The 26,620-nt window shown below is 66.6% G+C and carries 25 protein-coding genes and 1 pseudogene; 12 read left to right on the plus strand and 14 right to left on the minus strand.

What is annotated here, in order from left to right:
• Positions 1-14 precede the first annotated feature (14 nt).
• Entirely contained in the window at positions 15-581 is a 567-nt protein-coding gene (locus tag AC1DP9_RS09250; RefSeq protein ID WP_477107149.1) for a TetR/AcrR family transcriptional regulator, read from the minus strand.
• 60 nt (positions 582-641) lie between these two features.
• Positions 642-2,054, minus strand: a complete 1,413-nt coding sequence (locus AC1DP9_RS09255) for an SLC13 family permease (protein WP_477107150.1) — start codon at positions 2,052-2,054, stop codon at positions 642-644.
• Positions 2,055-2,435: 381 nt separating this feature from the next.
• Here AC1DP9_RS09255 and AC1DP9_RS09260 point away from each other — a divergent pair, with 381 nt between their 5' ends.
• Together AC1DP9_RS09260 and AC1DP9_RS09265 are read left to right on the plus strand one after the other, a co-directional pair.
• Complete coding sequence (locus AC1DP9_RS09260; RefSeq protein ID WP_092294923.1) at positions 2,436-2,687, plus strand: DUF2789 domain-containing protein; 252 nt, start codon at positions 2,436-2,438, stop codon at positions 2,685-2,687.
• 72 nt (positions 2,688-2,759) lie between these two features.
• Positions 2,760-3,269, plus strand: a complete 510-nt coding sequence (locus AC1DP9_RS09265) for a GAF domain-containing protein (protein WP_092294921.1) — start codon at positions 2,760-2,762, stop codon at positions 3,267-3,269.
• Between the two features lie 44 nt (positions 3,270-3,313).
• Here the strand turns inward: AC1DP9_RS09265 and AC1DP9_RS09270 are convergent, their stop codons facing one another.
• Positions 3,314-3,991, minus strand: a complete 678-nt coding sequence (locus tag AC1DP9_RS09270) for a type 1 glutamine amidotransferase domain-containing protein (protein ID WP_477107309.1) — start codon at positions 3,989-3,991, stop codon at positions 3,314-3,316.
• A 207-nt stretch (positions 3,992-4,198) separates the two neighbouring features.
• Here AC1DP9_RS09270 and AC1DP9_RS09275 point away from each other — a divergent pair, with 207 nt between their 5' ends.
• Entirely contained in the window at positions 4,199-9,694 is a 5,496-nt protein-coding gene (locus AC1DP9_RS09275; RefSeq protein ID WP_477107151.1) for a trifunctional serine/threonine-protein kinase/ATP-binding protein/sensor histidine kinase, read from the plus strand.
• Positions 9,695-9,704: 10 nt separating this feature from the next.
• On the opposite strand, the gene AC1DP9_RS09280 is transcribed toward AC1DP9_RS09275, so the two are convergent.
• The 3 genes from AC1DP9_RS09280 to AC1DP9_RS09290 all read right to left on the minus strand — a co-directional run bounded on the left by AC1DP9_RS09280 (position 9,705) and on the right by AC1DP9_RS09290 (position 11,511).
• On the minus strand, positions 9,705-10,481 hold the full coding sequence (locus tag AC1DP9_RS09280; RefSeq protein ID WP_477107152.1) for a molybdopterin-dependent oxidoreductase: 777 nt from the start codon (positions 10,479-10,481) through the stop codon (positions 9,705-9,707).
• A 23-nt stretch (positions 10,482-10,504) separates the two neighbouring features.
• The gene (locus tag AC1DP9_RS09285) at positions 10,505-11,131 is read right to left on the minus strand and encodes a cytochrome b/b6 domain-containing protein (RefSeq protein WP_477107153.1); all 627 of its coding nucleotides are present in this window, start codon (positions 11,129-11,131) and stop codon (positions 10,505-10,507) included.
• Between the two features lie 77 nt (positions 11,132-11,208).
• Entirely contained in the window at positions 11,209-11,511 is a 303-nt protein-coding gene (locus tag AC1DP9_RS09290) for a pentapeptide MXKDX repeat protein (RefSeq protein ID WP_477107154.1), read from the minus strand.
• A 252-nt stretch (positions 11,512-11,763) separates the two neighbouring features.
• Here AC1DP9_RS09290 and AC1DP9_RS09295 point away from each other — a divergent pair, with 252 nt between their 5' ends.
• Both AC1DP9_RS09295 and AC1DP9_RS09300 read left to right on the plus strand, forming a co-directional pair.
• Positions 11,764-12,336: a sigma-70 family RNA polymerase sigma factor gene (locus AC1DP9_RS09295; RefSeq protein ID WP_092294913.1), complete on the plus strand. Its 573-nt coding sequence runs from the start codon at positions 11,764-11,766 to the stop codon at positions 12,334-12,336.
• Positions 12,333-12,974: a DUF1109 domain-containing protein gene (locus tag AC1DP9_RS09300; RefSeq protein WP_477107155.1), complete on the plus strand. Its 642-nt coding sequence runs from the start codon at positions 12,333-12,335 to the stop codon at positions 12,972-12,974. Before AC1DP9_RS09295 ends, AC1DP9_RS09300 begins: the two co-directional genes overlap by 4 nt.
• A gap of 15 nt (positions 12,975-12,989) precedes the next feature.
• On the opposite strand, the gene AC1DP9_RS09305 is transcribed toward AC1DP9_RS09300, so the two are convergent.
• Complete coding sequence (locus AC1DP9_RS09305) at positions 12,990-13,802, minus strand: class I SAM-dependent methyltransferase (protein WP_477107310.1); 813 nt, start codon at positions 13,800-13,802, stop codon at positions 12,990-12,992.
• A gap of 226 nt (positions 13,803-14,028) precedes the next feature.
• Here AC1DP9_RS09305 and AC1DP9_RS09310 point away from each other — a divergent pair.
• Positions 14,029-14,334: pseudogene (locus AC1DP9_RS09310) on the plus strand (DUF4148 domain-containing protein); the annotation flags it as partial.
• Between the two features lie 174 nt (positions 14,335-14,508).
• Here AC1DP9_RS09310 and AC1DP9_RS09315 read toward each other — a convergent pair.
• Positions 14,509-15,300, minus strand: coding sequence for an IclR family transcriptional regulator (locus AC1DP9_RS09315; RefSeq protein WP_177219919.1), 792 nt, complete (start codon positions 15,298-15,300; stop codon positions 14,509-14,511).
• 137 nt (positions 15,301-15,437) lie between these two features.
• Here AC1DP9_RS09315 and AC1DP9_RS09320 point away from each other — a divergent pair, with 137 nt between their 5' ends.
• Genes AC1DP9_RS09320 through purB form a run of 6 tightly spaced genes read left to right on the plus strand, consistent with a single transcriptional unit; the run spans position 15,438 to position 20,741 of the window.
• Positions 15,438-16,610 carry a CaiB/BaiF CoA transferase family protein gene (locus AC1DP9_RS09320; protein ID WP_092294903.1) on the plus strand — a complete coding sequence of 391 codons (1,173 nt, stop codon included), beginning with the start codon at positions 15,438-15,440 and terminating at the stop codon, positions 16,608-16,610.
• A 5-nt stretch (positions 16,611-16,615) separates the two neighbouring features.
• Positions 16,616-17,203 (plus strand): cysteine dioxygenase family protein, encoded by a 588-nt coding sequence (locus tag AC1DP9_RS09325; protein ID WP_477107156.1) that lies wholly within the window; start codon positions 16,616-16,618, stop codon positions 17,201-17,203.
• Positions 17,200-17,934 (plus strand): enoyl-CoA hydratase/isomerase family protein, encoded by a 735-nt coding sequence (locus tag AC1DP9_RS09330; RefSeq protein WP_477107157.1) that lies wholly within the window; start codon positions 17,200-17,202, stop codon positions 17,932-17,934. Before AC1DP9_RS09325 ends, AC1DP9_RS09330 begins: the two co-directional genes overlap by 4 nt.
• A 21-nt stretch (positions 17,935-17,955) precedes the next feature.
• Positions 17,956-18,945 carry a tripartite tricarboxylate transporter substrate binding protein gene (locus AC1DP9_RS09335; protein WP_477107158.1) on the plus strand — a complete coding sequence of 330 codons (990 nt, stop codon included), beginning with the start codon at positions 17,956-17,958 and terminating at the stop codon, positions 18,943-18,945.
• Positions 18,946-19,005: 60 nt separating this feature from the next.
• Complete coding sequence (locus tag AC1DP9_RS09340) at positions 19,006-19,353, plus strand: carboxymuconolactone decarboxylase family protein (protein ID WP_477107311.1); 348 nt, start codon at positions 19,006-19,008, stop codon at positions 19,351-19,353.
• Positions 19,354-19,391: 38 nt separating this feature from the next.
• Positions 19,392-20,741 (plus strand): adenylosuccinate lyase, encoded by a 1,350-nt coding sequence (purB, locus tag AC1DP9_RS09345; protein WP_454757920.1) that lies wholly within the window; start codon positions 19,392-19,394, stop codon positions 20,739-20,741.
• 79 nt (positions 20,742-20,820) lie between these two features.
• On the opposite strand, the gene AC1DP9_RS09350 is transcribed toward purB, so the two are convergent.
• The 6 genes from AC1DP9_RS09350 to AC1DP9_RS09375 all read right to left on the minus strand — a co-directional run bounded on the left by AC1DP9_RS09350 (position 20,821) and on the right by AC1DP9_RS09375 (position 26,616).
• Positions 20,821-22,191, minus strand: coding sequence for an MmgE/PrpD family protein (locus AC1DP9_RS09350; RefSeq protein ID WP_477107159.1), 1,371 nt, complete (start codon positions 22,189-22,191; stop codon positions 20,821-20,823).
• Positions 22,188-23,186, minus strand: coding sequence for a Bug family tripartite tricarboxylate transporter substrate binding protein (locus AC1DP9_RS09355; RefSeq protein WP_477107160.1), 999 nt, complete (start codon positions 23,184-23,186; stop codon positions 22,188-22,190). Before AC1DP9_RS09355 ends, AC1DP9_RS09350 begins: the two co-directional genes overlap by 4 nt.
• 137 nt (positions 23,187-23,323) lie before the next feature.
• The gene (locus tag AC1DP9_RS09360; protein ID WP_477107161.1) at positions 23,324-23,683 is read right to left on the minus strand and encodes a RidA family protein; all 360 of its coding nucleotides are present in this window, start codon (positions 23,681-23,683) and stop codon (positions 23,324-23,326) included.
• A gap of 30 nt (positions 23,684-23,713) precedes the next feature.
• The gene (locus tag AC1DP9_RS09365) at positions 23,714-25,147 is read right to left on the minus strand and encodes an FAD-dependent oxidoreductase (RefSeq protein WP_477107162.1); all 1,434 of its coding nucleotides are present in this window, start codon (positions 25,145-25,147) and stop codon (positions 23,714-23,716) included.
• Positions 25,137-25,493, minus strand: a complete 357-nt coding sequence (locus tag AC1DP9_RS09370; protein ID WP_477107163.1) for a (2Fe-2S)-binding protein — start codon at positions 25,491-25,493, stop codon at positions 25,137-25,139. Before AC1DP9_RS09370 ends, AC1DP9_RS09365 begins: the two co-directional genes overlap by 11 nt.
• On the minus strand, positions 25,483-26,616 hold the full coding sequence (locus AC1DP9_RS09375; RefSeq protein ID WP_477107164.1) for an NAD(P)/FAD-dependent oxidoreductase: 1,134 nt from the start codon (positions 26,614-26,616) through the stop codon (positions 25,483-25,485). The genes AC1DP9_RS09370 and AC1DP9_RS09375 overlap by 11 nt, the downstream gene beginning before the upstream one ends.
• Positions 26,617-26,620: the final 4 nt, after the last annotated feature.

Here is a 26,620-nt window from a genome sequence, read left to right on the forward strand (position 1 = left end):
ACGGGGGTAGCTGCCTACCCGGCCGCGTGCAGCCGGGCCAGCAGGCGGCGGCCGGCGTCGATCGATGCCACGTCTGGCACCATCTGGTAGCGCACGATCATCCCTTCGATGCAGACCATGGCTTCCTCGGCCACCGCCTCCGGGTCGCTCAGCTTCAGTTCGCGGGCCACGTTCGCGACAAATTCGGCGAGCGATTTCTTGTGTTCCACCGCGTGCCCGGCCAGCCGGGGGTCATCCCCTGCGCCGCCGCCGGCCTCGGCCACCACGTTGATGAAGGCGCAGCCCCGGTAGTCGTCCGACTGGAACCACTCGGCGAGGGCATCGGCCAGCACATCGAGGTTCGGCCGTTCCGCCAGCCGGCGCTGCACGGCGGCCTCGAACCACGCCATCCAGTTGTCATGCCGGCGGGCCAGGAAGGCCGAGATCAGATCGTTCTTCGATGCAAAGTGACGATATAACGACATTTTCGCCACGCCGGACTCGGCGATGATCTTGTCGATGCCGGTGGCGCGATAGCCGTCGCGGTAGAACAGCCGCGCGGCGGTATCGAGAATGCGGTCGCGGGCGGAGGGAGTGGCCATGGCGGTGCGGAAGTCAGGTGCGGATGCCGACCATTATAGAAGACAGACCTGTCTACAACCTCAGAGCACGACGAAGGCAAACCACAGCACCACTGGCGCGATGATCGTGACCAGCGCGCCGTAGACCATCAGCTTGCGGAAGAAAGCCTGCCGATCCACGCCCTGGGCATTGGCCAGCACCAGCGCGCCGTTGGTCGAGAACGGGCTCACATCGACGATGGTCGACGACACGGCCATCGCGGCGATAAAGCCGATCGCGCTCACGTCGGAACCCTGCTGCAGGAACGGCACCGCGAGCGGGATCAGCGACCCCAGCACGGCGGTCGACGATGCGAACGCGGACACCACGGCGCCCACGAAGCACAGCAGCAGCGCGGCCATCAGCGGGGAGGTCAGGTGCGCCACGCTGTGGCCGACGAAATCGATCGTGCCCATCTTGTCCATCACGCCCACATAGGTGCTCACGCCGACGATCAGCATGATCTCGGGCCAGGACACCTGGCCCAGCGCCCGCTTCTGCAGGTCCGGGGCGATCAGCGTGAGCGCCAGCGCGATGGTCAGCGAGACGAAGCCGATATCGAGCTTGAAATAGAGCGTCAGCACGGCCAGCGCCACGAGGCCGGCCACGGTCAGGTACTGGTAGAGGCCGGCCGGCGTCTCCGAGCTGCTGGCGGCATCGTTGCCCCCCTCCAGCATCGATCCCCGGTCGCGCGTCATGGTCTTCTGCTCCTCCATGCCCGCCTCGGCCTCGGCATCGCCATAGATCTGTGCGCCCTGTGCCGCCACCGTGTAGGCGCCGAAGGGATGCGGCATGGCCAGCGCGTCGCCGGCCGGTTGCGGCGCTGCCGCAGCCGATGTTGCCGATTGGCGCATCAGGCGCAGCCCGCCGAACGCCACGAACAACCCCGCCGCCACGGCGAGATTGACGCCGAGGCTGGCGAAGGCCGTCGCCATCTCGCTCAGCGGCAGCCCGGCCTTCTGCACGATCTTGTTGGTGATGCCGCCATAGATGCTGATCGGCGAGAAGCCACCGCCCTGCGCACCATGGATCACCATCAGCCCCATCAGCAGCGGGTTGATGCCGTAGCGCGCGGCAAAGCCCAGCGCAATCGGCGCGATGATCGCTACCGCTGCGGGGCTGACCGCGCCGACCGAGGTCAGCAACGCCGCGATCAGGAACATGATCCACGGAATTGCCGCGATCCGGCCGCCCACGGCGCGTACTGCCAGCCGCACCAGCCAGTCGATGGTGCCGTTGTTCTGCGCCACGGCGAACAGGTAGGTGATGCCGACCAGCGTCAGGAACAGGTCAGCCGGAAAGCCGGCCAGGATGGCCTTGGCCGGCATGGCGGCCACCCAGGTACCGACCAGGAACGCGCCGACGAAGGCGAGCGCCCCCATATTGACCGGCAGGACCGTGGCGACGACGAACATCAGTCCCAGGACTGAGATGGCAATCAAATGTTGCGACATAGCGGCTCCATCGCGGCAGGCACGCATCGGCGCACCCCGCTTGGTAGGGAAGGCATGGGAATGGCATCGGCAGAACTGCCGGGAGGATTCGCCGCTAAGGCAAACGTTGGCGGGGGCTGGCGGTCACGAGTTGTCTCCGGGTGGTGGGGGTCGTCACCGGAAGAATTCCGCCGGCGCGCCGCTGATCTGGTTGTGATCCCACAATACGGCGCCGGGCGGCAGGCATCAATTAAGGTACCGGGCCAATCCTTACGCTAACCGGAACAGCACCGGGAGACCGCCGCATCACAAAGCGCGCGTAGGCGGATGGAGGATTGCAGGCCCCCGCTCCGCGAGCGAGAATCGGCCATCACACTGCCGGCCAACCTTCAGGAGCACGCGATGGACCTGTCCTTCCACCATTTCTCCGATCTGTTCGCACAACTCGGCCTGCCCGCCGAAGAGGCCGACATCCGCGCCTTCATCACCACGCATTCCCCGCTCGCCGAGGACGTCGAAATCTGGGAGGCGCCTTTCTGGACGCCCGCGCAGGCGGCACTGCTGCGCGACGAGTACATGGAAGACGCCGACTGGGCCGAGATGGTGGACCAGTTGAATCTGGCATTGCGTGGGGCGCCGGCCCCGGGGGCCTGAAGTCGGGCGAATGTAGGCGGCCGGCGGCCGGTATATCATCGGCCCTTCCGCAATATCTCCGGCCTCCTCACGATGTTCCAGCTTTCCGACGATCTCTCCGCCGCCCCCAAGTCCGACCAGTACGCCACGCTGGTGGACATGGCGCGCGGTCTCCTGGCCGATGAGCGCGACCTGATCGCCAATGCCGCGAATTTCTCGGCACTGGTCTACCACTCGCTGGCCGACCTGAACTGGGCCGGTTTCTATTTCTACGATGGCGCCGAGCTGGTGGTGGGCCCCTTCCAGGGCAAGCCGGCCTGCGTGCGCATCGCCATCGGGCGCGGGGTCTGCGGCACGGCCGCGCAGACGCGCGCCACGCAGCTGGTACGCGATGTCCACGCCTTCCCCGGCCATATTGCCTGCGATGCGGCCTCGCGCTCGGAAATCGTGGTGCCGCTGGTCGCGCCCGATGGCACGCTGATTGGCGTGTGGGACGTCGACAGCCCCCGCGAAGCCCGCTTCGACGAAGCGGACCAGGCGGGCATGGAAGCGCTGTGCGCGGTGTTCGTGGAACTCGCGTGGGCGCGCCGCATCGACGGCTGAGCGCCCGATAACGTCATCGGCGCGCCCTGGCGGCAGGCGTCAACTCACGCCAGTCGCTTCAACAAGGCCGCCGCCGCTGACGCCGAGGATGCCGGGTTCTGGCCCGTGATCAGCAGGCCATCCTCCACCACGTAGGGCGCCCAGTCATCCCCTTTGGAATAGAGGCCGCCCTTGGCCTTCAGCTCGTCTTCCACCAGGAACGGCACCACCTTCGTCAGTTCCACGGCGGCTTCTTCGGTGTTGGTGAAGCCGGTGACTTTCCTGCCCTGCACCAGCGGCTTGCCGTCCGGCGTGACCACGTGCCGCAGCACGCCCGGCGCATGGCAGACCAGTGCCACGGGCTTGCCGGCGGCAACGAACGACTGAATCAGCGCGACCGAGTGCTTGTCTTCCGCCAGATCCCACAACGGACCATGGCCGCCCGGATAGAACACCGTGTCGAAGTCCGCCTGCGAAACCGAATCCAGCCGCACGGTGGCGGCAAGCTGCGCCTTGGCCGCCGCGTCGGCTTCGAATCGATGCGTGAGTTCCGTCTGGAAATCCGGCTCGTTGCTCTTGGGGTCCAGCGGCGGCTGGCCACCCTTGGGCGAGGCCAGGACGATTTCAGCGCCCGCATCCTTGAAGGCGTAATACGGCGCAGCCAGCTCTTCGAGCCAGAAACCCGTCTTGCGGCCGGTATTGCCGAGCTGGTCGTGCGAGGTCAGGACCATCAGGATCTTCATCATGTTGCTCCATGGAGAGAACGAGAATGCCGCAGACCGGCGCTTCGGCCGGGCTGGGCGTGATGAGCCTGATGATTATAGGAATCCGCCAAATATTACGATATCATCACATTTTCATACTATTCCCCAATGGCGCCGTAGCGGCGTCGGCGTATCTTCACTCGATACCTGCGTCCGCAGGAAAGGCCTACAGGATGCTTCGGGGTAATGCATAACGGACTGCAGATCTTGTGGGACGACGGCGAGCGTGTCTTCTACCGGGGACGGCGCCCGGACGAGGCCGCCGGCGATTTCCTGCTGGCGCGGCCCGCTGCGGAACAGCCGTTGCCGGCCAGTCTGGACCGCCTGGCCCACGAATACCGCCTGAAGGACGAACTGGACAGCGCCTGGGCGATTCGGCCGCTGGAACTGGTGCGAGAGGCCGGCCGGACTGCGCTGATGCTCGAGGACCCGGGCGGCGAGCCGCTCTCCCGCCTGCTGGGCGCGCCGATGGAGATCGGGGCGTTCCTGCGCCACGCGGTGAGCATCGCCACCGCGCTCTGCGGGCTCCACCAGCGCGGGCTACTCCACAAGGATCTCAAGCCGACCCACATCGTCGTGAACTGCGCCGACGGGCAAGCACGGCTTACCGGCTTCGGCCTGGCCTCGCGCCTGCCGCGCGAACGTCAGGCGCCCAAACCGCCCGAAACCATCGCCGGCACGCTGGCCTACATGGCGCCCGAGCAGACCGGGCGGATGAACCGGTCGATCGATTCCCGCAGCGACCTCTACGCATTCGGCGTCACGCTCTACCAGATGCTGACCGGCGCGCTGCCGTTCACGGCCACGGATCCGATGGAGTGGGTGCACTGCCACATCGCCAAGATGCCAGTGTCGCCGCGCGCGCGGCAGGAAACCGTGCCGGCGACGATTTCACGCATCGTCATGAAGCTGCTCGCCAAGATGGCCGAGGAGCGCTACGAGACCGCTGTCGGGCTTGAGCATGACCTTCGCCAATGCCTGGAAGACTGGGAGCGCCAGCGCCGCATCGAGGACTTCCCGCTCGACGCGCACGGCACGCACGACCGCCTGCTGATTCCCGAGAAGCTCTACGGGCGCGAGTGCGAAGTCAGCACCCTGGTCGACGCCTTCACCCGGGTGGTCGAGACCGGCACGCCGGAACTGGTGCTGGTGTCGGGTTATTCCGGCATCGGCAAGTCCTCGGTGGTCAGCGAATTGCACCGGGTGCTGGTGCCGCCGCGCGGGTTGTTCGCGTCTGGCAAGTTCGACCAGTACAAGCGCGACATCCCGTATTCCACGCTGGTGCAGGCCTTCCAGGGTCTGGTGCGGATGCTGCTCGGCAAGTCCGACGCGGAGCTGGAGCGTTGGCGCAGCGCCCTGCTGGAAGCGCTGGGGCCCAACGCGGGGCTGATGACGGACCTGATTCCCGAGTTGAAGCTCATCATCGGCGAGCCGCCTCCGGTGCCCGAGCTTGAGCCGCAGCAGGCGCAACGCCGCTTCCTGCTGGTATTCCGCGCCTTCATCGGGGCATTCGCCCGCCCGGAACATCCGCTCGCATTGTTTCTTGACGATCTGCAGTGGCTGGACGCAGCCACGCTGGACCTGATGGAAGACCTGCTGACCCACGCGGACATGCGCCACCTGCTGCTGGTGGGTGCGTACCGCGACAACGAGGTCGGCGCCGCCCATCCGCTTACTGGCAAGCTGCAGGCCATCCGCAATGCGGGGGCGCGGGTCGATGACATCCAGTTGGCGCCGCTCGCCAGCGCGCATATCCGGCAGTTGCTCGCGGAGGCGCTGCATGGCGAGCCGGCACGGATCGAGCCCCTGGCGCAACTGGTGCACGACAAGACCGCCGGCAATCCGTTCTTCGTGATCCGGTTCCTGCACGCGCTGGTCGACGAAGACCTGCTCACCCCGGACCATGCCACGCGGCAATGGCGCTGGGATCCGGCGCGCATCCACGCCAAGGGCTACACCGATAACGTCGTCGATCTGTTGGTCGGCAAGCTGGCCAAGCTGCCGCTGCCGACGCAGCAGGCGTTGCAGCAGCTCTCCTGCCTCGGCAACGTCGCCGAGATCACGACGCTTGCAGCGGTGCTGGGCATGCCCGAGGCGCAGGTCCACACGACGCTGTGGGAGGCGATTCGTCAGGAGCTGGTCATCCGGCAAGAGACCACCTATGCGTTCGTGCACGACCGCGTGCACGAAGCCGCCTACACGCTGATCCCCGAGGCCTCGCGCGCCGAGGCGCACTTGCGGATCGGCCGGCTGCTGGCCGCCCGGACCCTGCCGGCGCAACGCGACGAGGCGATCTTCGAAATCGTGGGCCAGCTCAATCGCGGCACTGCGCTGATCACGGACGCGGCCGAGCGCGAGCAGCTGGCCGAATTCAACCTGCTGGCGGGCCAGCGCGCCAAGGCGTCCACCGCCTATGCCTCCGCGCTGACGTATCTCGGCGCCGGCGCCGGCCTGTTGCCGGAAAACGGCTGGCAAGACCACTATGACTTGATGTTTGCGCTGGAGTCGAACCGGGCCCAGTGCGAATTCCTGACCGGGCAGCTGGCCGCCGCCGAAGCGCGCTTCATGTCGCTGGCCGAGCGCGCCGTGGACGTGGTCGAGCGTCTGGGCATCGCTTGCTGGCAGATGGATCTGTACCTGATTCTCGGCCAGGGCGACCGCGCGGTCTCGGATTGCCTCGCCCTGCTCCGCCTGGTGGGCATCGAATGGTCACCCCAGCCGGACGAGAGCGTGCTACGCCACGAATACGACCGCATCTGGTCGCTGCTCGGGGACCGGCCGATCGAGACCCTGATCGATCTCCCGCCGATGGAGGACCCGGTCGCCCTCGCCACGATCCAGGCGCTGGCCAAGCTGTCCTCGCCCGCCTTGCACACGGCGAGGAAGGACGGGAACCTGGCCTGGCTGACGATCTGCAAGGCGATCAGTCTCAGCCTCGAACACGGCAACACCGATGCCTCTTGCGTGGCCTATACCAATGTCGCCCGGGTCGCCGGGCGGATTTTCGGGGACTACCAGGCGGGATTCCAGTTCGGGGAACTCGGCTGCCAACTGGTCGAACGTCGCGGCCTCAAGCGCTACGAGCCGCGCACCTACCTGTCGTTCTCGGTGTTTGTCGCACGCTGGTCGCAGCCGGTGCGCACGTGTGGCGAGCAGCTTCAGCGTGCTTTCGATGCGGCACACCGGGTCGGCGATGTGCCGTCCGGCGCGTTCACGCGCAACAACCTGGTATCGAACCTGCTGTTCGCCGGCGAGCCCCTACCGGCGCTGCAGGACGAAGCCGAACGGGGCGTGGCGTACGCCCGGCAGGTGCGGTTCGGGATCGCCATCGGCTTCAGCGAGAGCCAGCTGGCGCTGATCCGCATGCTGCGCGGCATCACCCCGACGTTCGGCTATCTGGATGGCGAACACTTCAGCGAAAGCCTGGTCGAACCGGGCCTTTCGCTCGCGTCGCCGGTATTCGCCTGCTGGTACTGGATCCGGAAACTGCAGGCGCGGTATTTTGCCGGCGACCTTGCGGCAGCCATGGATGCCGCCGCCCATGCCAAGGCGCTGCTCTGGTCCTCGTACTCGTTCCTCGAGGAAGCCGAGTACTACTTCTATGGCGCGCTGGCCCGGGCGGGCCTCTGCGATGCGCTCCCGGCCGGCGACCAGCAGTCGCATCTGGACATCCTGGCCGACCATCACCGGGAACTGCAAGTCTGGGCCGATCTCTGCCCCCAGAACTTCGCCAGCCACGCCGCGCTGGTGGGCGCCGAGATCGCCCGCATCGAGGGCCGCGAGATCGACGCGGAACTGCGCTACGAGCAGGCGATTCACGCGGCACGGGATGACGGCTTCGTCAACATCGAAGCGCTGGCGAACGAACTCGCCTCCCGCTTCTACGCGGCGCGTGGCTTTCAGAAGATTGCCCGGTCGTATCTGCGGGACGCCCGCTACAGCTACCTGCGCTGGGGGGCAGATGGGAAGGCCCGGCATCTCGAGGCGCAGCATCCGTACCTGCGGTCGGAGGCTTCCACGCCCGGCGCCACGAATACGATGGCCACGTCAGTCGAGCAACTGGACCTCGCCACCGTGATCAAGGTGACGCAGGCCGCCTCGGGCGAGATCGTCCTGGAAAAGCTGATCGACATGATCCTGCGCACGGCCCTGGAGCAGGCCGGCGCCGAGCGCGGGCTGTTGATCCTGTCGGAAGGCGGCGAGCAGCGGATGGCGGCGGAAGCCACGAGCGACGCGACCCGCCTGCATCCCCACAACGTGCCGGTCAGTGCGGCGATGTTGCCAGCATCCGTGCTCAACCATGTGATGCGCACACGGGAGCCTCTCTTTCTGGACGATGCCGTCGCCGAGCCGCTCTATGCCGCCGACCCGTACATCCATCAGCATCGCGCCCGCTCGATCCTGTGCGTGCCACTGATGACCCAGGCGAAGCTCACCGGCGCGCTCTACCTCGAGAACAATCTGGCGGCGCGGGTATTCAGTCCGTCCCGCATCGCCGTACTGCGGCTGGTGGCCTCCCAGGCCGCGATTTCGCTGGAGAATGCGCGCCTGTACCGTGATGTGGCGGAGCGCGAGGCCAAGATCCGGCGGCTGGTGGAGGCCAATATCATCGGCATTGCCGTCTGGCGCGCCGATGGGGGCATCCTCGAAGCCAACGACGCGTTTCTTCGCATGGTGGGATACGCGCGCGCGGATCTTGTCTCGGGCCACATCGGCTGGCGGGACCTGACGCCGCCGGACAGGCAACAGGACACCGATCGCGCCGCAGCGGCGTTGATCCAGACGGGGCGCGTCGCGCCGCTGGAGACGGAATACCTCCGCAAGGATGGCAGCCGGATACCAGTCATCGTGGGCCTGGCGACCTTCGAACCGGGCGGGCGGGATGGTGTCGCCTTTGTGCTCGACCTGACCGAGCAGAAGCAGGCGGAAGACAGGGTGCGCGAGGGCGAACGCCGCTATCGCGAGGTGCAGACGGAACTGGCGCACGCCAACCGCGTGGCCACCATGGGGCAGCTTGCGGCCTCCATCGCCCATGAAGTGAATCAGCCGATTGCCGCGACCGTGACCAACGCCCAGGCCGCGACGCGGTGGTTGAACCTGCCGCGCCCCGACCTTGACGAGGTCGGCTTCGCGCTGACACGCATCGTCAAGGATGCCAATCGCGCGGCGGACGTGCTCGGCCGGATTCGGCAACTGATCAGGAAGGCGCCGCGCGGCAAGGAACTGGTCGACATCAACGCGGCCATCCGCGAGGTGGTGGAACTCACCGGCGGCGAAGCCCGGAAGAGCCGCGCCCGGGTGGAGACGCAGCTCGCACATGACTTGCCCCTCATCGAGGGCGAGCGCGTGGCGCTGCAGCAGGTGCTGCTCAACCTGATCGTCAACGCGATAGAGGCCATGCTTGGTGTCGATGGCGAACGGCACGTGCTGATCGCCACGCGCTGTACGGCCGATGGCTGCGTCCTCGTTACCGTGCGGGATTCTGGCCCCGGCTTCGGCTCCCTGAACCCCGACAGCATCTTCGCGCCCTTCTACACCACCAAGTCCACGGGGCTGGGCATGGGGTTGTCCATCTGCCGTTCGATCATCGAGGCGCACGGCGGCCGGTTGTGGGCCAGCGAGAACGCGCCGCACGGCGCCGTCATCCAGTTCACGGTGCCCACGCAGGCTGGCGAACCGTGACAGCCGGCGTTCAGGATCCGCCGAACCAGTTGTAGCCCTGATCCACCCAGTAGCCACCCGGGTAGGTGTTCGTCACGAACAGCTCCATGATGTGCTTGGGGTTCTTGTAGCCCAGCTTGGTCGGCATCCGGAGTTTCATGGGGAAGCCGTACTTGGGCGGGAGGCGCTCGCCATCGTACGTAAAGGTCAACAAGGTCTGCGGATGTAGCGCGGTGGCCATGTCGATGCTTTCGTAGTAGTCGTCGGCGCACTTGAATCCCACGTACTTCGCCGTGGTATCGGCGCCGATCCGCTGGAGAAAGCCGGCGAACGGCGTGCCGCCCCAGCGCCCGATGGCGCTCCAGCCTTCCACGCAGATATGCCGGGTGATCTGCTCCGCCTGCGGCAAGGCGTAGAGGGCATCCAGCGTCCAGCTTCGCTTGTCCTGCACCAGCCCCCCCACCTTGAGCCGGAAGTCATCGCCGTTTACCACGGTCACTTCGTCGATGCCGTAGAACGCATTGAAGGGAAACGGGCGCGTGATCTGCGCGGCGGTGTAGGTGGGGGCGAGCCGGTTCGGATCGAACAGCCATGCCTGTACCTTGTCGTTCATGCGCGAGATGCGACCCAGGAAGGTTTCGACCGACGCCTCGTCGCGCAGACTGCATCCCGTGAGCATGGCAAGGCCGCCGAGCGTGAGGATGCGCTTGCCGAACAGGCGCCGCGCGGGCGCGTCGAGTTCTCGACGTACGTCGATGATCAGCGACTGGCGATCGACGGCCAGGCGCCGGGGAGGTTTGGGGTTCACGGCTCTACTCCAGTTTCGTGACGTCAGCGCCCGCGAATCATCGTCAGCAGGCTGCGCGGCACCAGCGCCACCATCACCAGATGCACAAGGATGAAGGCGGCAAGCAGCGCCATGGCACAGAAATGCACCACGCGGGCGAAGTCATAGCCGCCCATCAACTCGCGCAGCAGCGGGAACTGCACGGGCTTCCAGATCGCGATGCCGGACAGCACCAGCACGACAAGCACCGCCATCACGAACAGGTACGCGAGCTTCTGCACGGCGTTGTAGTGACTGAGATCCGCATGCGAGAGGTGGCCGCGCAGCGCGGCGGCCAGATCGTGGAGCACGGCACGCGGCGCCAGTGGAAAGAACTTCCTGGCGAGCCGGCCTGTGATCACATTCATCGCCAGATAGAACAGGCCGTTGAAGAACAGCAGCCACATGGCCGCAAAATGCCATTGCAGCGCGCCACCCAGCCAGCCGCCGAGGGTGATGTCGGCCGGAAAGCTGAAGCTGGCGAAGACTGGTGAAGCGTTGTAGATGCGCCAGCCCGACAGCATCATCACCACCGCTGCCAGGGCATTGAGCCAGTGCGATATCCGCACCCAGACGGGCTGGATTGCACGTGGCGCAGCGCGGCGCGGCATCGCGTCATGTGTGGTTTCCATTTCGGCCTCCAGAACCCATGCGCCGCGCGGGACGGTCATCCCGCCTGCGGCGCAGGGGCGCGCTCACTTGCCCGGCATCACTTGCTCATGCCGCCGGACATGGCATCGCCATCCTTGCCCATCTTGTCCCCCGACTTCGACTTGCTCATCTTGTCCTTGTGCATGCCATCCTTGGACATGCTGTCCTTCGACATCGCATCCTTGCCCATGCTGTCCTTCGACATGGTGTCCTTGTGCATGCCGTCCTTATGCATGCCGTCCTTCGACATGCTGTCCTTCGACATCGAATCCTTGGCCATCGACCCGCTGGCCTGGGCGAATGCCGCCGTGCCGCTCATCAGGAAGGCGGCGGAAACCACGGCGATTGCGATCTTCTTCATCTTCACACCTCATAGTTTGGACATGGACCGGGAGCATCCCGGCATCAGAAACTTCGCGCCACGCCGGGACGGCTGGCGGTAGATCCACACGGCATGTGTGCGTCTGAAAGGAAATTCGCCCCGGCGGCGCATCCGGTTACAGCCATCGCAAAAAAATTTCCTCCCCAATGACGGTGCGCTGCTCACCACATCGCCGCCGGCGCGGCGTAGAATTCGCGCAAACTAACGTGGCCGGTGTAACCAACGCGATCGATGGAGCGAACTACAGGACAGGAAGCGCTGCAGCGGCGGGAGGCGCGCCTGCGCGAACTTTTTGCGGACGGGCTGGCAGGGGATCAGGCGGCCTACGCGCGGTTCCTGACCGAGCTGGCCGCGCTATTGCGCGGCTATTTCCGCCACCGGCTCCAGCAACAGGCCGGCGATGTCGAGGATCTGACGCAGGAAGTCCTGCTGGCGGTGCATAACGCCCGGCACACCTACCTGCCGGACCAGCCGCTGACGGCCTGGGTGCACGCCATCGCCCGCTACAAGCTTGCGGACCACTTTCGCGCCCATGCGCGGCACGACGCGCTGAGCATGCCGCTGGATGCCGCGGAGGACATCCTGGCGACGCCGGACCTGGAATCGGCCCAGGCCAGGCGGGATCTGAACCTCCTGCTCGACCAGCTGCCCGACCGGCAACGCCTGCCGATCGTGCACGTCAAGCTGGAGGGACTGTCTGTCAGCGAAACCGCGCGGATGACCGGCCTGTCCGAATCGGCGGTAAAGGTGGGCGTGCATCGCGGGCTGAAGGCGCTCGCGGCGAAGATTCGAGGAACGAAATGAAAACGGACGACCTGATTTCCATGCTTGCCACGGGCGCCGCGCCGGTGGACCGGCACGCGCTCAGCCGCCGTTTTGGTATCGCCGTGGCGGTGGGCACGGCGCTGGCGACCTTGCTGGTGGCCACGATGCTGCACGTCCGCGCGGATCTGGCCGACGTCGCCGCCACGCCGCTGTTCTGGGCGAAGGTAGCGCTGCCGCTCTCGCTGCTGCTGGGTGCGCTGTGGATGACAGCCCGGCTGGCACGGCCCGGAATGACCACGGGTTTCCGCTGGCTGGGCATCGCCGTGCCGTTTGGCGCCGTCTGGCTGGGCGCGATCACTGCGGTCGCACAGACACCCGCCGGAGAACGGGCGGCGGCCATCCTGGGGCAGACGTGGCGGGTCTGCCCGCTCAACATCACGCTGCTGTCGGTGCCGGTGTTCATCGCCGTATTCTGGGCGTTGCGCGGCCTGGCCCCGACACGGTTGGCCCTGTCCGGCGCCGTCGGCGGTTTGTTGTCCGGTGCGGTGGCAACGCTCGCCTACTGCCTGCATTGCCCAGAGATGGGCGTCGCCTTCTGGGCGGTGTGGTACGTGCTTGGCATGCTGGTGCCAACCGCGATTGGCGCGCTGCTGGGGCCACACCTGCTTCGCTGGTGATGTGGCAGGCGACAGCTACCCTGCCGCCACGATCACATGCGCCTGGATTTTCCCGCCCGCCGGGCCGTCGCCATGGCGGCTGGCAATCGTCTCCGTCGCCCGGTCCGTCGCGTGTTGCAGCAAGCTGGCGTCGCGCGCCTCGATCTCGTTCCGTAGCGGCGTGCCCAGGCAATAGGCGGTGGCGACGTCGCGTGCCGAGTTCGCGCGACTTGTCTTCTCGCGTGTCTCGATCTGGACGCTGGCGAACCCTGCGCGGTTCAACTCGTCGCGGATCAGCGCCACATCGTGATAGCCGTGCGGCGTGCGCGCGAGGAATCTCGGTGGATCGTGCGGGAACACCGTGGCTACGGCGTCGGTGACGTCGCTGGCAAAGACGTTCTCTTCGATGCGGTCCCAGACATTGAAGATGAAGCGACCGCCCGGCCGCAACATGCGACGTGCCTCGGCATAGCCGGCGACCCGGTCGGGAAAGAACATCGCACCAAACTGGCAGCAGACAACGTCGAACGACGCGGCCTCGAACGGCAGGTGGAGCGCGTCCGCCTGCTTCCATTCGATACGGCTGTCGGGCCCCTGCCGGCTGGCGGCATAGTCGAGCATGGGCTGGTTGAGATCGGTCACCACGTAGCGCGCGCCAGCGCTCAGCCTGGGCGCAAGCGCCCGCGTGACCACGCCACTGCCGGCCGCCGTCTCCAGCACCGCGCCGGGCGAGGCGGCTGCCACCAGCGCGGCCAGATCGACGGCATAGGCTTCGAAGATCAACGGGACCATGAACGTGTCGTAGAACTTCGGGATCGAGCCAGCAAACACCTGATCGCAATCCGTCATGATTCCCCCTTGAAAGCGCTTTATGGCGCGCTTGCCGATGCATCCGCACGCCCGAAGTGGATTGCGCTGCGCGGCAACTGCCCACCAGTTTCCTGCATCGTGATCCCGCAAGAAATCCATGCGAACCCGAAAATCGCGCCGGCCGGACGCGCGCATGCTGACGCCAGACGCTGAGATGCGTCGTGGATTCATCCGGATCCACCCGTTAGTTCGCAAGGAGCACATCATGAAAACACTCGTAAGACTCACCAGCCTGGCCCTTGTCGCGTTGCCCGCACTGGCCTTTGCGCAAAGCACCCCGGGCCCTGTGACCCGCGCGGAAGTGCGCGCCGACCTCATCCGTGTAGAGAAGGCCGGCTACAACCCGTTCGGCAACGACGCCAACTATCCCGTCGATATCCAGGCAGCGGAAGCCAAGGTGGCTGCGCAGCAAGGCACGCCGGCCATCCAGCCGGAGACGCGCGCCGAAGTCCGGCAAGATCTTCTGAAGGTGGAGAAGGCCGGCTATGATCCGTTCCGCGTCGGCAGCACGTATCCCGCCAAGCTCGAGGCCGCCGAGGCACGCGTATCCGGCACCACCACCGCCTCGCCCACGCCGGTGCAGAAGCCGGTGGCAACGATGGCCGCCGTGCCGGCAATCCCGCGCATTGATCGCCCCCGCAATGCGTTCTACGATGGCGCCTGAGGATGCAGGTATGTCCAGGCCCTAGCGCAGCCCACCCCAGTGGTTGGTCACGCGCAGCAGCGAGGCATGCGGGCCGAATTCGCCGAGCCCTGTCGATAGTTGCTCGGCTGCCTCGCACACGGCTGCGGCCAAATCGCGCAAACGCGTGGGCCGCAGCCGTGTGTCCGGCCCGGAAATACCAACCGCCGCGATGACCGCGCCTGTTCCATCGAAAATGGGCGCGGCCAGTCCGTTCACGCCCGGGCGCCATTCGCCCCGATTGATGGCGTACCCCATGCGGCGGACCTGCTGCATCTCATGCAGAAAGGCCTCGGGCTCCGTGATCGTGCGGGGTGTGGCGGCGCTGAGGTCATCGGCGATCTCGGCCAGCCACTGCGGATTTCTGAACGCCAACATGGCCTTCCCCGTGGCCACGCAATGCGCCTGCGAGCGGCCACCAATCTGGCTGTAGGCGCGAATCGGGTTCGGACATTCCACCTTGTGCACGTAGACGACCTCGCGGCCGTCCAGCACGGACAGGTGGACCGACTCCCCGGTGGATTGCATCAGCGCTTCCATCAGCGCGTCCGCGTGACGGCGCAGGTCGAAACTCCACAGCGCCGCCGACCCCAACTCCCATAGCTTGATCGACACCGTGTAGCCCGACGGCGGCACCCGCACCACATAGTGCTCGTCCACCAGCGCCTGCAGCAGCCGATGCGCGCCGCTCTTGGGCATGCTCGCCATCTGGGCGAGCTCGCTCACGCCAATCGGCTTGCCGTGGCGCGCCATGATGTCGAGTAGGTGAAGACCCTTAATCAGCGTGTTGTTCATGGCACCGAGCATCTGACGCCCGGTGGAGCCCGGGCAACTGTTCCAAAGTGTAGAACACCCGTGCCGGAATGAGGAACGGTTCTAGACTCGGCCCTGACGTCATGCACCCCAGCCATGACGACCCACGACACCCATCCATGACCGACGTCCAAACCGAAGACCTGCCGCTGCGCGGCATCCGCGTGCTGGAGTTCTGCTCCGTGGCCGCCGGCCCATTTTGCGCCATGCTGCTGGCCGATATGGGCGCCGATGTGATCAAGATCGAGCCGCCCGGCGGCGACACGCTGCGCACCTGGCCGCCGATTAGCGCCGGCTTCAGCGAGAACTTCGCATCGCTGAACCGAAACAAGCGCTCCGTGGTCCTGGACCTCAAGCTTCCCGCCGATCTCGACGTCGCGCTCGCCCTGTGCGCCAAAGCCGACGTGATCATCGAGAACAACCGGCCGGGCGTGATGGATCGGCTCGGGCTGGGCTACGCGCGACTGAGTGCGCTGCGCCCCGAACTCGTCTACTGCTCGATCTCCGCCTTCGGCCAGTCAGGCCCGCGCGCCGCCGAGGGCGGCTTCGACCTGACGATCCAGGCGGCTGCAGGCGTGATGAGCGTCACAGGAGATTCCGATGCCCCAGTCAAATGCGGCGTGCCGGTCTCCGATTTCGCCTCGGGCCTGTACGGCGCCTTCACGATCGCCAGCGCGCTGCTCCAGGCCAGGGCGCGCGGGCGCGGCGCGCATCTGGATGTACCGATGTTCGGCTGCACGCTGGCGATTGGTGCACTGCAAACCAGCGAATACTTCGGCACGGGCCGCAGCCCCGTCAAGCTCGGCTCCGCCCATCCGCGCAATGCGCCCTACCAGGCCTTTCGCGCCGCCGATGGCTACTTCGCCATTGCCGCCGGCAACGATGGCCTGTGGCGCGATGTGCTGCGCGCAGTGCAGATGGAGCCGCTGGCGGACGATCCGCGCTTCCTGTCGCCCACGCTGCGCGCCCGCCATCAGGTGGCGCTGAAAGCGCTGTTGGAAGAGGTCTTCGTGCAGCAAGGCGTCGACCACTGGATCGATGTCTTCCGCAGCGCCGGCGTGCCGCATTCGCGCATCAACGACTATGCGCGCGCACTGGAAGACCCGCAGGTGGACCACATGCGCTGGATTCGCGATATCGAACTGCCGGGCGGCACCCAGACGCGCACGTTCTCCTCGCCGATTCGCATCGACGGCCATGCGGTGCCGGTGCGCAGCGCGCCGCCCGCGCTGGGCCAGCATTCGGAGGAAGTCCGCCGCACGATCGGCAACCCGCAAGACAAACAGGGGTAAACACCATGCAGAACACATCCACAGCAGACACCCAGCCACTGCGGCGCTTCATCGCCCGGATGGACGCCATCGTCGCGGACACCAGCCAGCCCGAGGCAGCCACGCTCGAACAAGTCGGCCAGGCGCTGGGCGACCTCGTGGCGCAGGACAACTGGCTGGACCCGCAATTCGCCGTGTCGCATCCCGAGTACTACCGCCAGTACCTGCTCCACGCTGACCCGGAGGACCGCTACAGCGTGGTGAGCTTCGTGTGGGGGCCGGGCCAGAAGACGCCGATCCACGACCACTGCACCTGGGGCGCGATCGGCATGCTGCGCGGTGCCGAAGTGGGACAGGCGTACGCGCAGCGCGCGGCGGGCATGGTCGAGACCGGCGAGGCCGAACGGCTCGATCCGGGCGACGTGGCCTTCGTCTCCCCTGCACTCGGCGACATCCACGTGGTGCGCAATGCCTATGACGACCAGGTGTCCATCAGCATCCATGTGTACGGCACCGATATCGGCAAGCAGTCCCGGCATGTGTTCGATGCGGCTACCGGCGCGATGAAGACCTTCATCTCCGGTTACGCCAACGTGGAAAAGGCGTCCGCATGAGCGAAGCGCCGCTGCTGCTCCGCTGGGACGACAACGTGTGCCGGCTGACACTGAACCGGCCGCAGCAGGGCAACGCCTTGTCCCGCGACCTGCTCGATGCGCTCGATGCGGCGCTGGACGCCTGCGCGGCGCGCCCGCCGGCCTGTCTTGTGATCGACGGCGCGGGACGCCATTTCTGCACCGGCTTCGATCTCTCCGGGTTGGCTGACGAAACCGATGACAGCCTGCTGGCGCGCTTCACACGGATCGAACTGCTGCTCCAGCGCGTAGCACGTGCCCCGTATCCCACGATTGCCGTCGCCCACGGCCGCACCATGGGCGCCGGTGCCGACCTGTTTGCTGCCTGCGCGGTACGCATCGCAGTAGCGGGGGCGAGCTTCGCCTTCCCAGGCTGGCGCGGCTTCGGGCTCGTGCTTGGCAGCCGGCGGCTGGCCGCGCGCGTCGGTACGGATCGCGCGCGGGACTGGATCGAGCGCGCGTGCGTCATCGCTGATACCGAGGCGCTTGCCGCCGGCCTTGCCATGGCACGCGTGGAAGCGGCCCCGGCCACGTTCACGGCGCCGGTTGCAAACGCGTTAGACGGCCCGCTCGCCGGCGCCCTCGATGGCAATGCCGAACTCGACGACGCGCGCGACCTTGCCGCGCTGGTGCGTTCGGCGGCATGCGCCGGCTTGCAGCAGCGGCTGACGGCCTATGTGAACCGGCAAGCCGAGGCACGGCAGGCACGATAACAAAGACAAAGGAGACAGACGATGAACGGGAAGATCCAGCGGTTTGCAGCGGCCGTGGCCGTCGCCATGGCGGGGATGGCCGCCACGGGCGCCCACGCGCAGGGCGAGGGGCCCTATCCGTCCAAGCCGATCCATCTTGTGGTGGGCTACGCCCCCGGCGGCGGCACGGACATCATGGCGCGCCTGATCGGCCAGCAGATTGGTATCGCGCTGGGGCAGCCCGTCGTTGTCGAGAACAAGCCGGGCGCGGGACAGAACATCGCGGCCAGCTATGTGGCCCGGCAACCGGCGGACGGCTACACCCTGTTCCTCAGTTCCAGCGCGCTGGCCGTCAACATCAGCCTGTACAACAAGCTCGACTATGACCCGATCAAGAGCTTCGCGCCGGTCGCGGTGTTCGGACAGAGCCCCAACCTGATGGTGGTGCCCGCATCGCTCGGAGTAAGTTCGGTCAGCGAGTTCGTGGCCTACGCCAAGAAGAAGAATGACGGTGGCGTGAACTTCTCGTCGTCGGGCGCCGGCAGTTCGCAGCATCTTGGCGGCGAGTTGTTCCGGCAAGAGACCGGCATCAAGGCCAGCCACGTGCCGTACAAAGGCTCCGCGCCGTCCATCGTCGCGATCCTGAGCGGCGAGGTCCAGTACACGTTTATCAATATCCCGTCGGTCATGGCGGTGAAGTCCAATAACCGCATGCGCGTGCTGGCCATCACCAGCGCCAGCCGCTCGCCGTTGATGCCCGATGTGCCCACCATGGTCGAGGCGGGCATGCCGCATATGACCATGGCCGCGTGGTACGGGGTACTGGCCCCGGCCGGCACGCCGGCGCCGATCATCAATCGGCTCAATGCGGCCATCAACAAGGCCGTGTCCGATCCGGCGTTCCGCGAGCGCATGCGGAGCGAGGGCGCGGAAACCATGATGGAGTCACCCGACTACTTCAAGCGCTTCCTGGCCGATGACATCGCCCGCTGGCACAAGGTTGTGAAAGCCGGCAACGTGAAGGTTCAGTAGGTTCAGTAACCCCCCGATTTTCCCCACCCCCGACATCATCCAAGGAGATTCCGCATGTCGATGTTCATGAACTGGCCCGATCTGCTCAACACGCTGAAGCGTTCCTACAACCGCCTCGGCAATACCAACCCGAAGATGCTGGAAGCCTATCGGAATCTGGCAGCAGCGCAAGGATCGAACGGCGCGCTCGACGCCAAGACGCGCGAGCTGATTGCGCTGGCCGTGGCCGTGACCACGCGCTGCGACGGCTGTATCTCGTCTCACGCCGCAGCGGCGGTCAAGGCCGGTGCCACAGAGGCGGAGATCAGCGATGCCCTTGGCACCGCCATCGCCCTCAATGCCGGCGCGGCCTATGTGTATTCGCTGCGCGCGATGGAAGCCGTCAGCCAGCTCAAGGAAGCCGCCTGATCCGGCGAATCGCGCGCACCAATAAGGAGGAGACAAACATGGCCGCATACGTCATCGACAGCGCCCTGTTCCGGGACCAGTTCAGTACCGCGCAGATGCGCGAGATTTTCAGTGATGAAACCACGGTGCAGCGGTGGCTCGATGTGGAAGCCGCGCTGGCCAAGGTGCAGGCGCGCCTGGGGATCATTCCCCAGCGCGCCGCCGACGAAATCTGCGCGAAGGCGCGGGTCGAGCTGATCGACCTGCCCGACCTGAAGCGCGAAATGGACCGTACCAGCCACCCGATCGTGCCACTGCTGCGCGCCATGAAGAAGGTGTGCAGCGGCGACGCGGCCGAGTACATCCACTGGGGCGCCACCACGCAGGACATCATCGACACCGGCACCATGCTGCAGGTGCGCGATGCGCTGGAGGTCATCGGCACCCGCTACGCGGAGCTGGAGGGCCATCTGGTGAAGCTGGCGCAGACGCACCGCGACCTGACCATGGTGGCACGCAGCCATGGCCAGCAGGCGCTGCCCATCACGTTCGGCTTCAAGGCTGCCGTCTGGGTCGAGGAGATGCGCCGGAACCAGGAGCGCTTCGCGGCCATGAAGCAGCGTGTGCTGGTGGGGCAGTTCTCCGGCGCGGTCGGCACGCTGGCGGCACTGGGCGACAAGGGCATCGCGGTGCAGGAGGCGCTGTTCGAGGAGCTGGGCCTGGGCTGCCCGCGCATCCACTGGCATGTCTCGCGGGATAGCATCGCCGAGCTGGCCTGCGTGCTGGCGATCTGCACCGGCACCATCGGCAAGATCGCGCATGAGGTGTACAGCCTGCAAAAGACCGAGACGGCCGAGCTGGAAGAACCGTTCGCGATGGGCAAGGTGGGCAGCAGCACCATGCCGCACAAGCGCAATCCGCCGACCTGCGAAACCGTGGTGGCGCTGGCCCGTCTGGTGCGCAACACCGCGCCGATGGCGCTGGAGTCGATCATGGCCGAGCACGAGCGCGACAAGATCGTGCTGCAGACGGAACGCGAGTTCATCTCGCGCCTGTGCTGCATGAGCGATGCGGCAGCGTTGAAGCTCGGCTACGTGTGTGCCAACCTGACTGTGCGCCCGGCCAATATGGAGAAGAACCTGTTCATCCAGCGCGGCCTGCTGATGTCCGAGGCCGTCATGATGGGCCTGAGCGACCGACTGGGGCGCCAGGAGGCACACGAGATCGTCTACGAGGTCTGCATGGACGTGTTCGAGCGCGGCGGTGACTTCCGCGAGGCGCTGCTGGCGAATCCGAAGGTGGCGGCCGGCATCGATGCGCAAACCATCGACAAGATGCTCGACCCGCACGGCTATACCGGCATGGCGGGGTTCTTTGTGGATCGGGTGGTGGGACAGCAAGCGCGCTGACACGCGCTGCGCAAGCAAGAAGCGGGTGCCGGGATTTTTCCGGCACCCGCTTTGCATTGCGGCGGTTTGTGGATAGGGATTACTGGCGGAAGTAGATAAAGCAGTCGGCGGCGTCGGCAAGGCTCTCGCAGGACAGGACCGTGGCGATCAACGCTTCCGTGCGCTCGGCGCCCAGCCCCGGCACCAGCAGCGTGCGCGCCTTGCTGGCGATGCGCGCTTCCTGCCGGTCGAGATCGGTCTCGGGACGGCTCGCATCGCTATGGCAGGCATGCACGCGGCCGTTTTCCAGCGTCACGGTCACCCGGGCGTTCGCGCGCGGCATCGCGGCTTCGCCATGCACACGAATGCGTTGGCGCAGCGCGGCCAGCGCAGGGTCGTCCAGCGCGGCGGTGAAGCTTTCCGCCGCAACGGTGCTGTGGCCGGCCAACGCCAGCGCGGCCATATGGGCGATGCTGAACTTGGCCTCCGATGGCGTGCTGGGATTGGCGATACAACACACATCCAGATACTGCGGCTCGATGGCGATCTCCACCGTCCCGATCTCGGCTGCTGCAGCGCCGAGCTGCTGGCGCAATTGCAGGCAGGCCTCGATCGGCGCCTGCGTGCCGTAGCAGGACGCGTGGTACTTGTAGACGATGCCGTGCACGCGCGAGGTGGTGGCATCGCACCAGATTGCGTCGGCATCCCACGCGCCGGCGTACAACGCCGCGAAGCCCTGCTCGCGCTCAAGGATGTCTGGCACTGCCTGGAAGCCTCGCGCCGCCAGCCGGGCGGCGCGCAGGCCAATCGCGGCAGCCTGCCCGGCGTGCAACGGCTTGCACATTGTGCCGAACAGCGCGCGCATGCCGCCCGCCTGCGTGGCGGCGATACCCAGCGCATGCGCGGTGCGGTCGACATCGAGTCCGAGCAGTGAGGCCACTGCCACCGTGGCGCCCAGTGCGCCGAGCGTGGCGGTGTTGTGCCAGCCCAGCCGGTAGTGATCTTCGCCCATGCACGACGCCACGCGGCTCTGCAACTCGACGCCTGCGGCAAAGGCCGCCAGCACCGCGATACCGTGATGCCGGCCCCCTTCGGCCTGCGCAAGAATCGCCGGCCACAGCGGCACCGACGGATGGACGCGGGACTGCAGGTGCGCATCGTCGAAATCGAGCACATGGGACGCCGTCCCGTTCACCAGCGCGGCCTGCACCGCGCTGGCGCGCGAGCCGTCGAGCAAGGTGGCGCATGGGTTGGCGCCCTCCTCCCGCACTTCGGCCAGCAGGATCTGGACCGGTGCCTCCCGCCACGCGGCATGCGCCACGGCGAACCAGTCGAGCAGGCTGTGACGGGCGATGCGCGCCACGTCAGTCGGCAGCCCGCCCGATGCCACGGACAGGCTGTGTGCCACCAGTTTCCGCGTCAGCCCTTGCGGCAGGCCCACGGGATGCAATGGAGGATGTGGCGCGTTCATTTCACCTCCATCGTCTTCAGCAGCTTGTCGCTGATACCCGCGCGGTAGCGGGCGATGTCATCGACAATGTACTGGCGGAACTTGCTGGTCGGCATGTCGACTTCACGGGCACCATCCTGCCGCACCACGCGTTGCAGTTCGGCATTGCGCAGCCCTTCCGACACGGCCTTGGACAGGCGCTGCACGATCGCATCCGGCGTGCCGGCGGGCGCCACCAGGCCGTACCACTGCGTCACCGTCACATCGATGCCCAGTTCGCGGAAGGTCGGCACATCGGGGAATGCCGGGGTGCGCTGCTCGCCCGTCAACGCCAGCAGCTTGAGCTTGCCGGACTTGACCTGCCCCATGATCGGCGGCGCGGTGGCGAAGAACAGGTCCGTGTGGCCGCCCAGCAGGTCCGTGATGGCGGGACCGGAGCCACGGTAGGGAATCGGCGCGATCTCGACGCCGGCCTTCGCCTTGACCATCTCCATGGTCACATAGCCCACGCTGCCGGGCCCGGACGACCCGTAGCTGATCTGCCGCACCTTGGCTTCGGCGAACGCAGCGGAGGCGTTCTTGTAGCGATGCGCGGCGGCGAACAGGCCATGCGGCGCCTGGACCAGCATGCCGATGGCGACAAAGTCCTCGGGTACCTTGTAGGGCAGTTCGCTGCCCCGGATCGCCGCCGCCAGCGACATGTTGCTGCTCATGCCCATCAGCAGCGTGTAGCCGTCAGGCTTGCTGCGCGCCACCTGCTCGGCCGCCATCATGCCGCCGGCGCCACCCTTGTTCTCGACGACCACGGGCTGGCCAAGCTTGCGCGAGAGCTGATCCGCGATGAGCCGGCCGTACAGGTCGCCACCGCCGCCCGGCGGGAAGCCCACCACGAGCTTGATCGGCCGATCCGGGTACTCCGCGTGCACAGCAGTTGCCGTGATGCATACCATCATGCACAGCAGCCAATGCACGCAACGCCATGCGCGTGTGGCCGCGCTTTCCCTATGCAAAGTCATCGTTGTCTCCTCCAGTCGTTATGCCGGCTGCCGCTGACGGCAAGCCTGCAACGATTCTGGACGAGCCCCTGCAAAGCGCACGGATGTTCCACGATTCGGAACGACGCGGCCATCAGGGCCGCGTTGCTGCAGGTGCGTCAATCGGCCGTGGCAGCCGTGACAATGATCTCCACCAGGATGTCCGGATGGCCCAGCTCGCACTGTGCGGTGGCCCGCGTGGAGGCGGCGTTCGGCGCCGTCCAGGCATCCCAGATCTCGTTCATGCCTGCGAAATCCCGCTCCAGGTTCTTCAGCCAGATCTGTGCCGTCAGCAAGCGGCTCTTGTCGGTGCCGGCTTCCGCCAGGAACTTCTCGATCTTGGCCAAGGTCTGGCGGGTCTGGCCGCGAATGTCCTGGGCGCGGTCGTCGGCGGTCTGGCCGCCTACAAACACCATGCCGTTGTACACCACGGCACGGCTACGTCGTTGATCCGTGGCGATTCGCCGGATTTCAGCCATAGGTTCCTCCTGATTGCAGGCTGTTGGTCATCATGCAGAAACGGTTGCAGCGGGGGCTTGCGCGGACTGGCTTGCGCCATCGTCGGCGCCGCCGGCCAACTCGCCCAACGTGATGGGCTTGAGCGGCGGGCGGATCCGGTAGTAGCCGACTTCCTGCGGCGGCACGCCCCGCCCTTGGGCGATCAGCTCGGTCACCGTCAGCCCGCAGAGGCGGCCCTGACATGGCCCCATTCCGCAGCGCCCAAACGCTTTGGTCTGATTGGGGCCCTGGCAACCCACCTCCACATACTTCCTGATCTGCCCTGCCGACACTTCCTCGCAACGGCAGACGATGACCGCGTCATCCGTCGGCATGCGATGGGCATCCTTGGGCCGGTACAGCGCGTCGAGGAACGGCCGGATGTGCAGGTGCTTCTGCAACGCGGCACGCACCTCTTGCTCCCTGAGCCGCCGGTCGGCCACGTTCGGTCGCTGGAGCCTGGAGGCAATCCCCATGGCGGCCAGACGCCCTTGCGCGGCGGAGGCCTTGGCGCCCACAATCCCCCGGCTGTCACCGGCGATATAGATGCGCGAGTCCTCGATCTCCCCGTACGCATCCGTCTCGGGAATCCAGCAAAGCTGCGAGTCGCTCCAGTTGTGTTTGGCCCGCAGCGCCCAGCTGATCTGGGTATTGGGCACCACGCCCTGATGGAGCAGTACCAGCGAGGTGTCGATGCGGTGCTGCATCCCCTGATGCGTAAAGCACAGGGCTTCGGCGCGATCCGTTCCCTCGATGGCGATCGCTTGTGCCCCCGCGTACACGGGCACGTTGTGACGGCGGAGCTGCTTGAGCAGGTCCATGCCCTTGCGAAGATCCCGCCAGCCGCGCAAGGCCGCTGGCAGGTGCGGAATGGCCCGCAGATAATCGGCGCGCTCGGTGGTATGCACCACGGCCTTCAGCGCGATGCCCGCCTGCAGGTACTGCGCCGCGAGCAGGTAGAGCAGCGGCCCGCAACCGGCGAGCACGGCGGGCTCCCGAGGCAGAGCGCCCGCGCTCTTGATCAGGATCTGTGCGGCGCCGGCGCCCATCACGCCGGGCAGGGTCCAGCCGGGCACTGGGAAGGGACGCTCCATGGCGCCGCTGGCGAGGACGATGGATCGCCCCTCGACGGCATGGCTGGCACCGTCGCGCAGATAGCTGATTGTCATGTCCCGGCCGACATTCCACACCGACGCGCCGGCGATATGCTTCGCCCCGCTCGCGGCGAAAGCCTGCGTGAGCGCTGCGCCCGCTGCGTAGTCTTCGCCGAGGATCGCGCGCAGCTTCGGGCTTGCCGCATCGACATTCCGATAGATCTGCCCGCCGAGAGCCGGCTGTTCATCGAGCACGGCCACGCTAAGGCCCCAATGTCGCGCTTCGATGGCTGCGGAGAGCCCCGCGGGGCCGGCCCCCACGACGACGAGATCGAGGAGTTCAGCGCTCATCGGCGTCACCCTCTTCCTCAATGGCAAGGGCCGAGGCGCCTTGCTGGCGCTTGATGACCATGCCCTCGCGCACCGTGGTCAAGCACGCCTGTCGGCTGGGCTTGCCGTCCACCTCCACCAGGCACTCGAAACAAACGCCCATCATGCAATACGGCGCACGCGGCGCGGCAGTGACCGGCGTGGTGCGAAACGGTGCCACGCCGCTCAACAGCAGCGCTGCGGCAACGGTCGCACCGGCCGGTACGGTCAGCGTCTGGTCCTCGAATGTCAGCGTGACGCTGCAGGAACGATCCGCCTCTACCGGCGCGAAGAGCGGCGCCGGGGCGGCATGATGATTAGTGGGCATTGGTAAAGCTCCTGCTCGGATCGCGGTAACGATCGCCGGCGAATTCCTCGATGTCGGCTGGCGCGGGTCCACGACCCGCAACCCAGGGACCGACGATGTAGCTGTGCGTGCCGGCCAGCGTCACGCCGCTGTGACTGGTGGCAACGAAGGCGCCCGGGCAAGTGGCGGATTCCTGGTAGATCGGGCTGCCATCGGGTGTCATCACGCGCAGTGCTCCCCAGGCGCGCACCAGGCGCACGTTGGCAAGGACGGGGAAGGTATCCACGGCACGCCGGGCAATCCATTCGATGGCGGACACGGTGGTCCCATCGTCAAAGCCCACGTCCTCGACGGAGTAGCCGAGCTGCACCGTGCCCTCCGCCGTCTGCCGCGCCTTGTTGGTGGGATACGGCAGGAACGGCTTGAGCCGTTCGGTGATCAGCACCTGGCCCCGGTTCGGCTCGACGGGCGCATAGAGCCCCACCTGCGGCGCCAGATGCTTGTTGCCAAGCCCGGCCGCGAGCACGACCCGATCGCCGCTCCAGGTCCGCTTGTCCGATCCCGTCACCACGAAGCCACCGCCCTTGCGCGGCGCCACGGCCGTCACATCGACGCTCGAGAACACCTGCGCACCCAGCGCTTTCAGGCCCGCGTGCAGCGCATGCAGCAGCTTGAGCGGGTTGACGTGGCCGTCCAGCGGGCACCAGCTGCCCCCCGCCACCTTGGGTCCAATCGCCGGGAGGCGGTGCTTCAGTTCGGCATGATCCAGCATCTGATAAGGCACGCCGGGGCCGGTATGCCGAAGGCCCGCCAGCATCGTCTCGCGGGCACGCATTTCCTTGTCGCTGAAACCGATCCAGAAGCCGCCCGTTTGCTGGAGGTCGACGTCGACCCCGGTGAGCGCCAACAGTTCGGCGGCAAGCGGCTGCCAATAATCGACAGCCTCCCGCGACCAGCGCGCGTACCGGGGAAATCCGTCACCCTTGCTCTGGACCCACACCAGCCCGAAATTGCCACGCGAGGCGCGGTTCGCATTGTCGCCCTGGTCCAGCAGCGTGACCGGCGCCCCGGCCTTGGCGGCGCCAAAGGCGATCGCCGCCCCCACCACGCCGCCACCTACAACAATCACTTCTTCCTTGCGCATGTCA

Source organism: Cupriavidus sp. 01L43 (assembly GCF_056399925.1).

What these genes read in the sequence shown, in the direction of transcription:
- AC1DP9_RS09250 (WP_477107149.1), bottom strand. Translation starts at nt 581, where the DNA reads ATGGCCACTCCCTCCGCCCGCGACCGCATTCTCGATACCGCCGCGCGG.
- AC1DP9_RS09255 (WP_477107150.1), bottom strand. Translation starts at nt 2,054, where the DNA reads ATGTCGCAACATTTGATTGCCATCTCAGTCCTGGGACTGATGTTCGTC.
- AC1DP9_RS09260 (WP_092294923.1), top strand. Translation starts at nt 2,436, where the DNA reads ATGGACCTGTCCTTCCACCATTTCTCCGATCTGTTCGCACAACTCGGC.
- AC1DP9_RS09265 (WP_092294921.1), top strand. Translation starts at nt 2,760, where the DNA reads ATGTTCCAGCTTTCCGACGATCTCTCCGCCGCCCCCAAGTCCGACCAG.
- AC1DP9_RS09270 (WP_477107309.1), bottom strand. Translation starts at nt 3,991, where the DNA reads ATGAAGATCCTGATGGTCCTGACCTCGCACGACCAGCTCGGCAATACC.
- AC1DP9_RS09275 (WP_477107151.1), top strand. Translation starts at nt 4,199, where the DNA reads ATGCATAACGGACTGCAGATCTTGTGGGACGACGGCGAGCGTGTCTTC.
- AC1DP9_RS09285 (WP_477107153.1), bottom strand. Translation starts at nt 11,131, where the DNA reads ATGGAAACCACACATGACGCGATGCCGCGCCGCGCTGCGCCACGTGCA.
- AC1DP9_RS09290 (WP_477107154.1), bottom strand. Translation starts at nt 11,511, where the DNA reads ATGAAGAAGATCGCAATCGCCGTGGTTTCCGCCGCCTTCCTGATGAGC.
- AC1DP9_RS09295 (WP_092294913.1), top strand. Translation starts at nt 11,764, where the DNA reads ATGGAGCGAACTACAGGACAGGAAGCGCTGCAGCGGCGGGAGGCGCGC.
- AC1DP9_RS09300 (WP_477107155.1), top strand. Translation starts at nt 12,333, where the DNA reads ATGAAAACGGACGACCTGATTTCCATGCTTGCCACGGGCGCCGCGCCG.
- AC1DP9_RS09305 (WP_477107310.1), bottom strand. Translation starts at nt 13,802, where the DNA reads ATGACGGATTGCGATCAGGTGTTTGCTGGCTCGATCCCGAAGTTCTAC.
- AC1DP9_RS09315 (WP_177219919.1), bottom strand. Translation starts at nt 15,300, where the DNA reads ATGAACAACACGCTGATTAAGGGTCTTCACCTACTCGACATCATGGCG.
- AC1DP9_RS09320 (WP_092294903.1), top strand. Translation starts at nt 15,438, where the DNA reads ATGACCGACGTCCAAACCGAAGACCTGCCGCTGCGCGGCATCCGCGTG.
- AC1DP9_RS09325 (WP_477107156.1), top strand. Translation starts at nt 16,616, where the DNA reads ATGCAGAACACATCCACAGCAGACACCCAGCCACTGCGGCGCTTCATC.
- AC1DP9_RS09330 (WP_477107157.1), top strand. Translation starts at nt 17,200, where the DNA reads ATGAGCGAAGCGCCGCTGCTGCTCCGCTGGGACGACAACGTGTGCCGG.
- AC1DP9_RS09335 (WP_477107158.1), top strand. Translation starts at nt 17,956, where the DNA reads ATGAACGGGAAGATCCAGCGGTTTGCAGCGGCCGTGGCCGTCGCCATG.
- AC1DP9_RS09340 (WP_477107311.1), top strand. Translation starts at nt 19,006, where the DNA reads ATGTTCATGAACTGGCCCGATCTGCTCAACACGCTGAAGCGTTCCTAC.
- purB (WP_454757920.1), top strand. Translation starts at nt 19,392, where the DNA reads ATGGCCGCATACGTCATCGACAGCGCCCTGTTCCGGGACCAGTTCAGT.
- AC1DP9_RS09350 (WP_477107159.1), bottom strand. Translation starts at nt 22,191, where the DNA reads ATGAACGCGCCACATCCTCCATTGCATCCCGTGGGCCTGCCGCAAGGG.
- AC1DP9_RS09355 (WP_477107160.1), bottom strand. Translation starts at nt 23,186, where the DNA reads ATGACTTTGCATAGGGAAAGCGCGGCCACACGCGCATGGCGTTGCGTG.
- AC1DP9_RS09360 (WP_477107161.1), bottom strand. Translation starts at nt 23,683, where the DNA reads ATGGCTGAAATCCGGCGAATCGCCACGGATCAACGACGTAGCCGTGCC.
- AC1DP9_RS09365 (WP_477107162.1), bottom strand. Translation starts at nt 25,147, where the DNA reads ATGAGCGCTGAACTCCTCGATCTCGTCGTCGTGGGGGCCGGCCCCGCG.
- AC1DP9_RS09370 (WP_477107163.1), bottom strand. Translation starts at nt 25,493, where the DNA reads ATGCCCACTAATCATCATGCCGCCCCGGCGCCGCTCTTCGCGCCGGTA.
- AC1DP9_RS09375 (WP_477107164.1), bottom strand. Translation starts at nt 26,616, where the DNA reads ATGCGCAAGGAAGAAGTGATTGTTGTAGGTGGCGGCGTGGTGGGGGCG.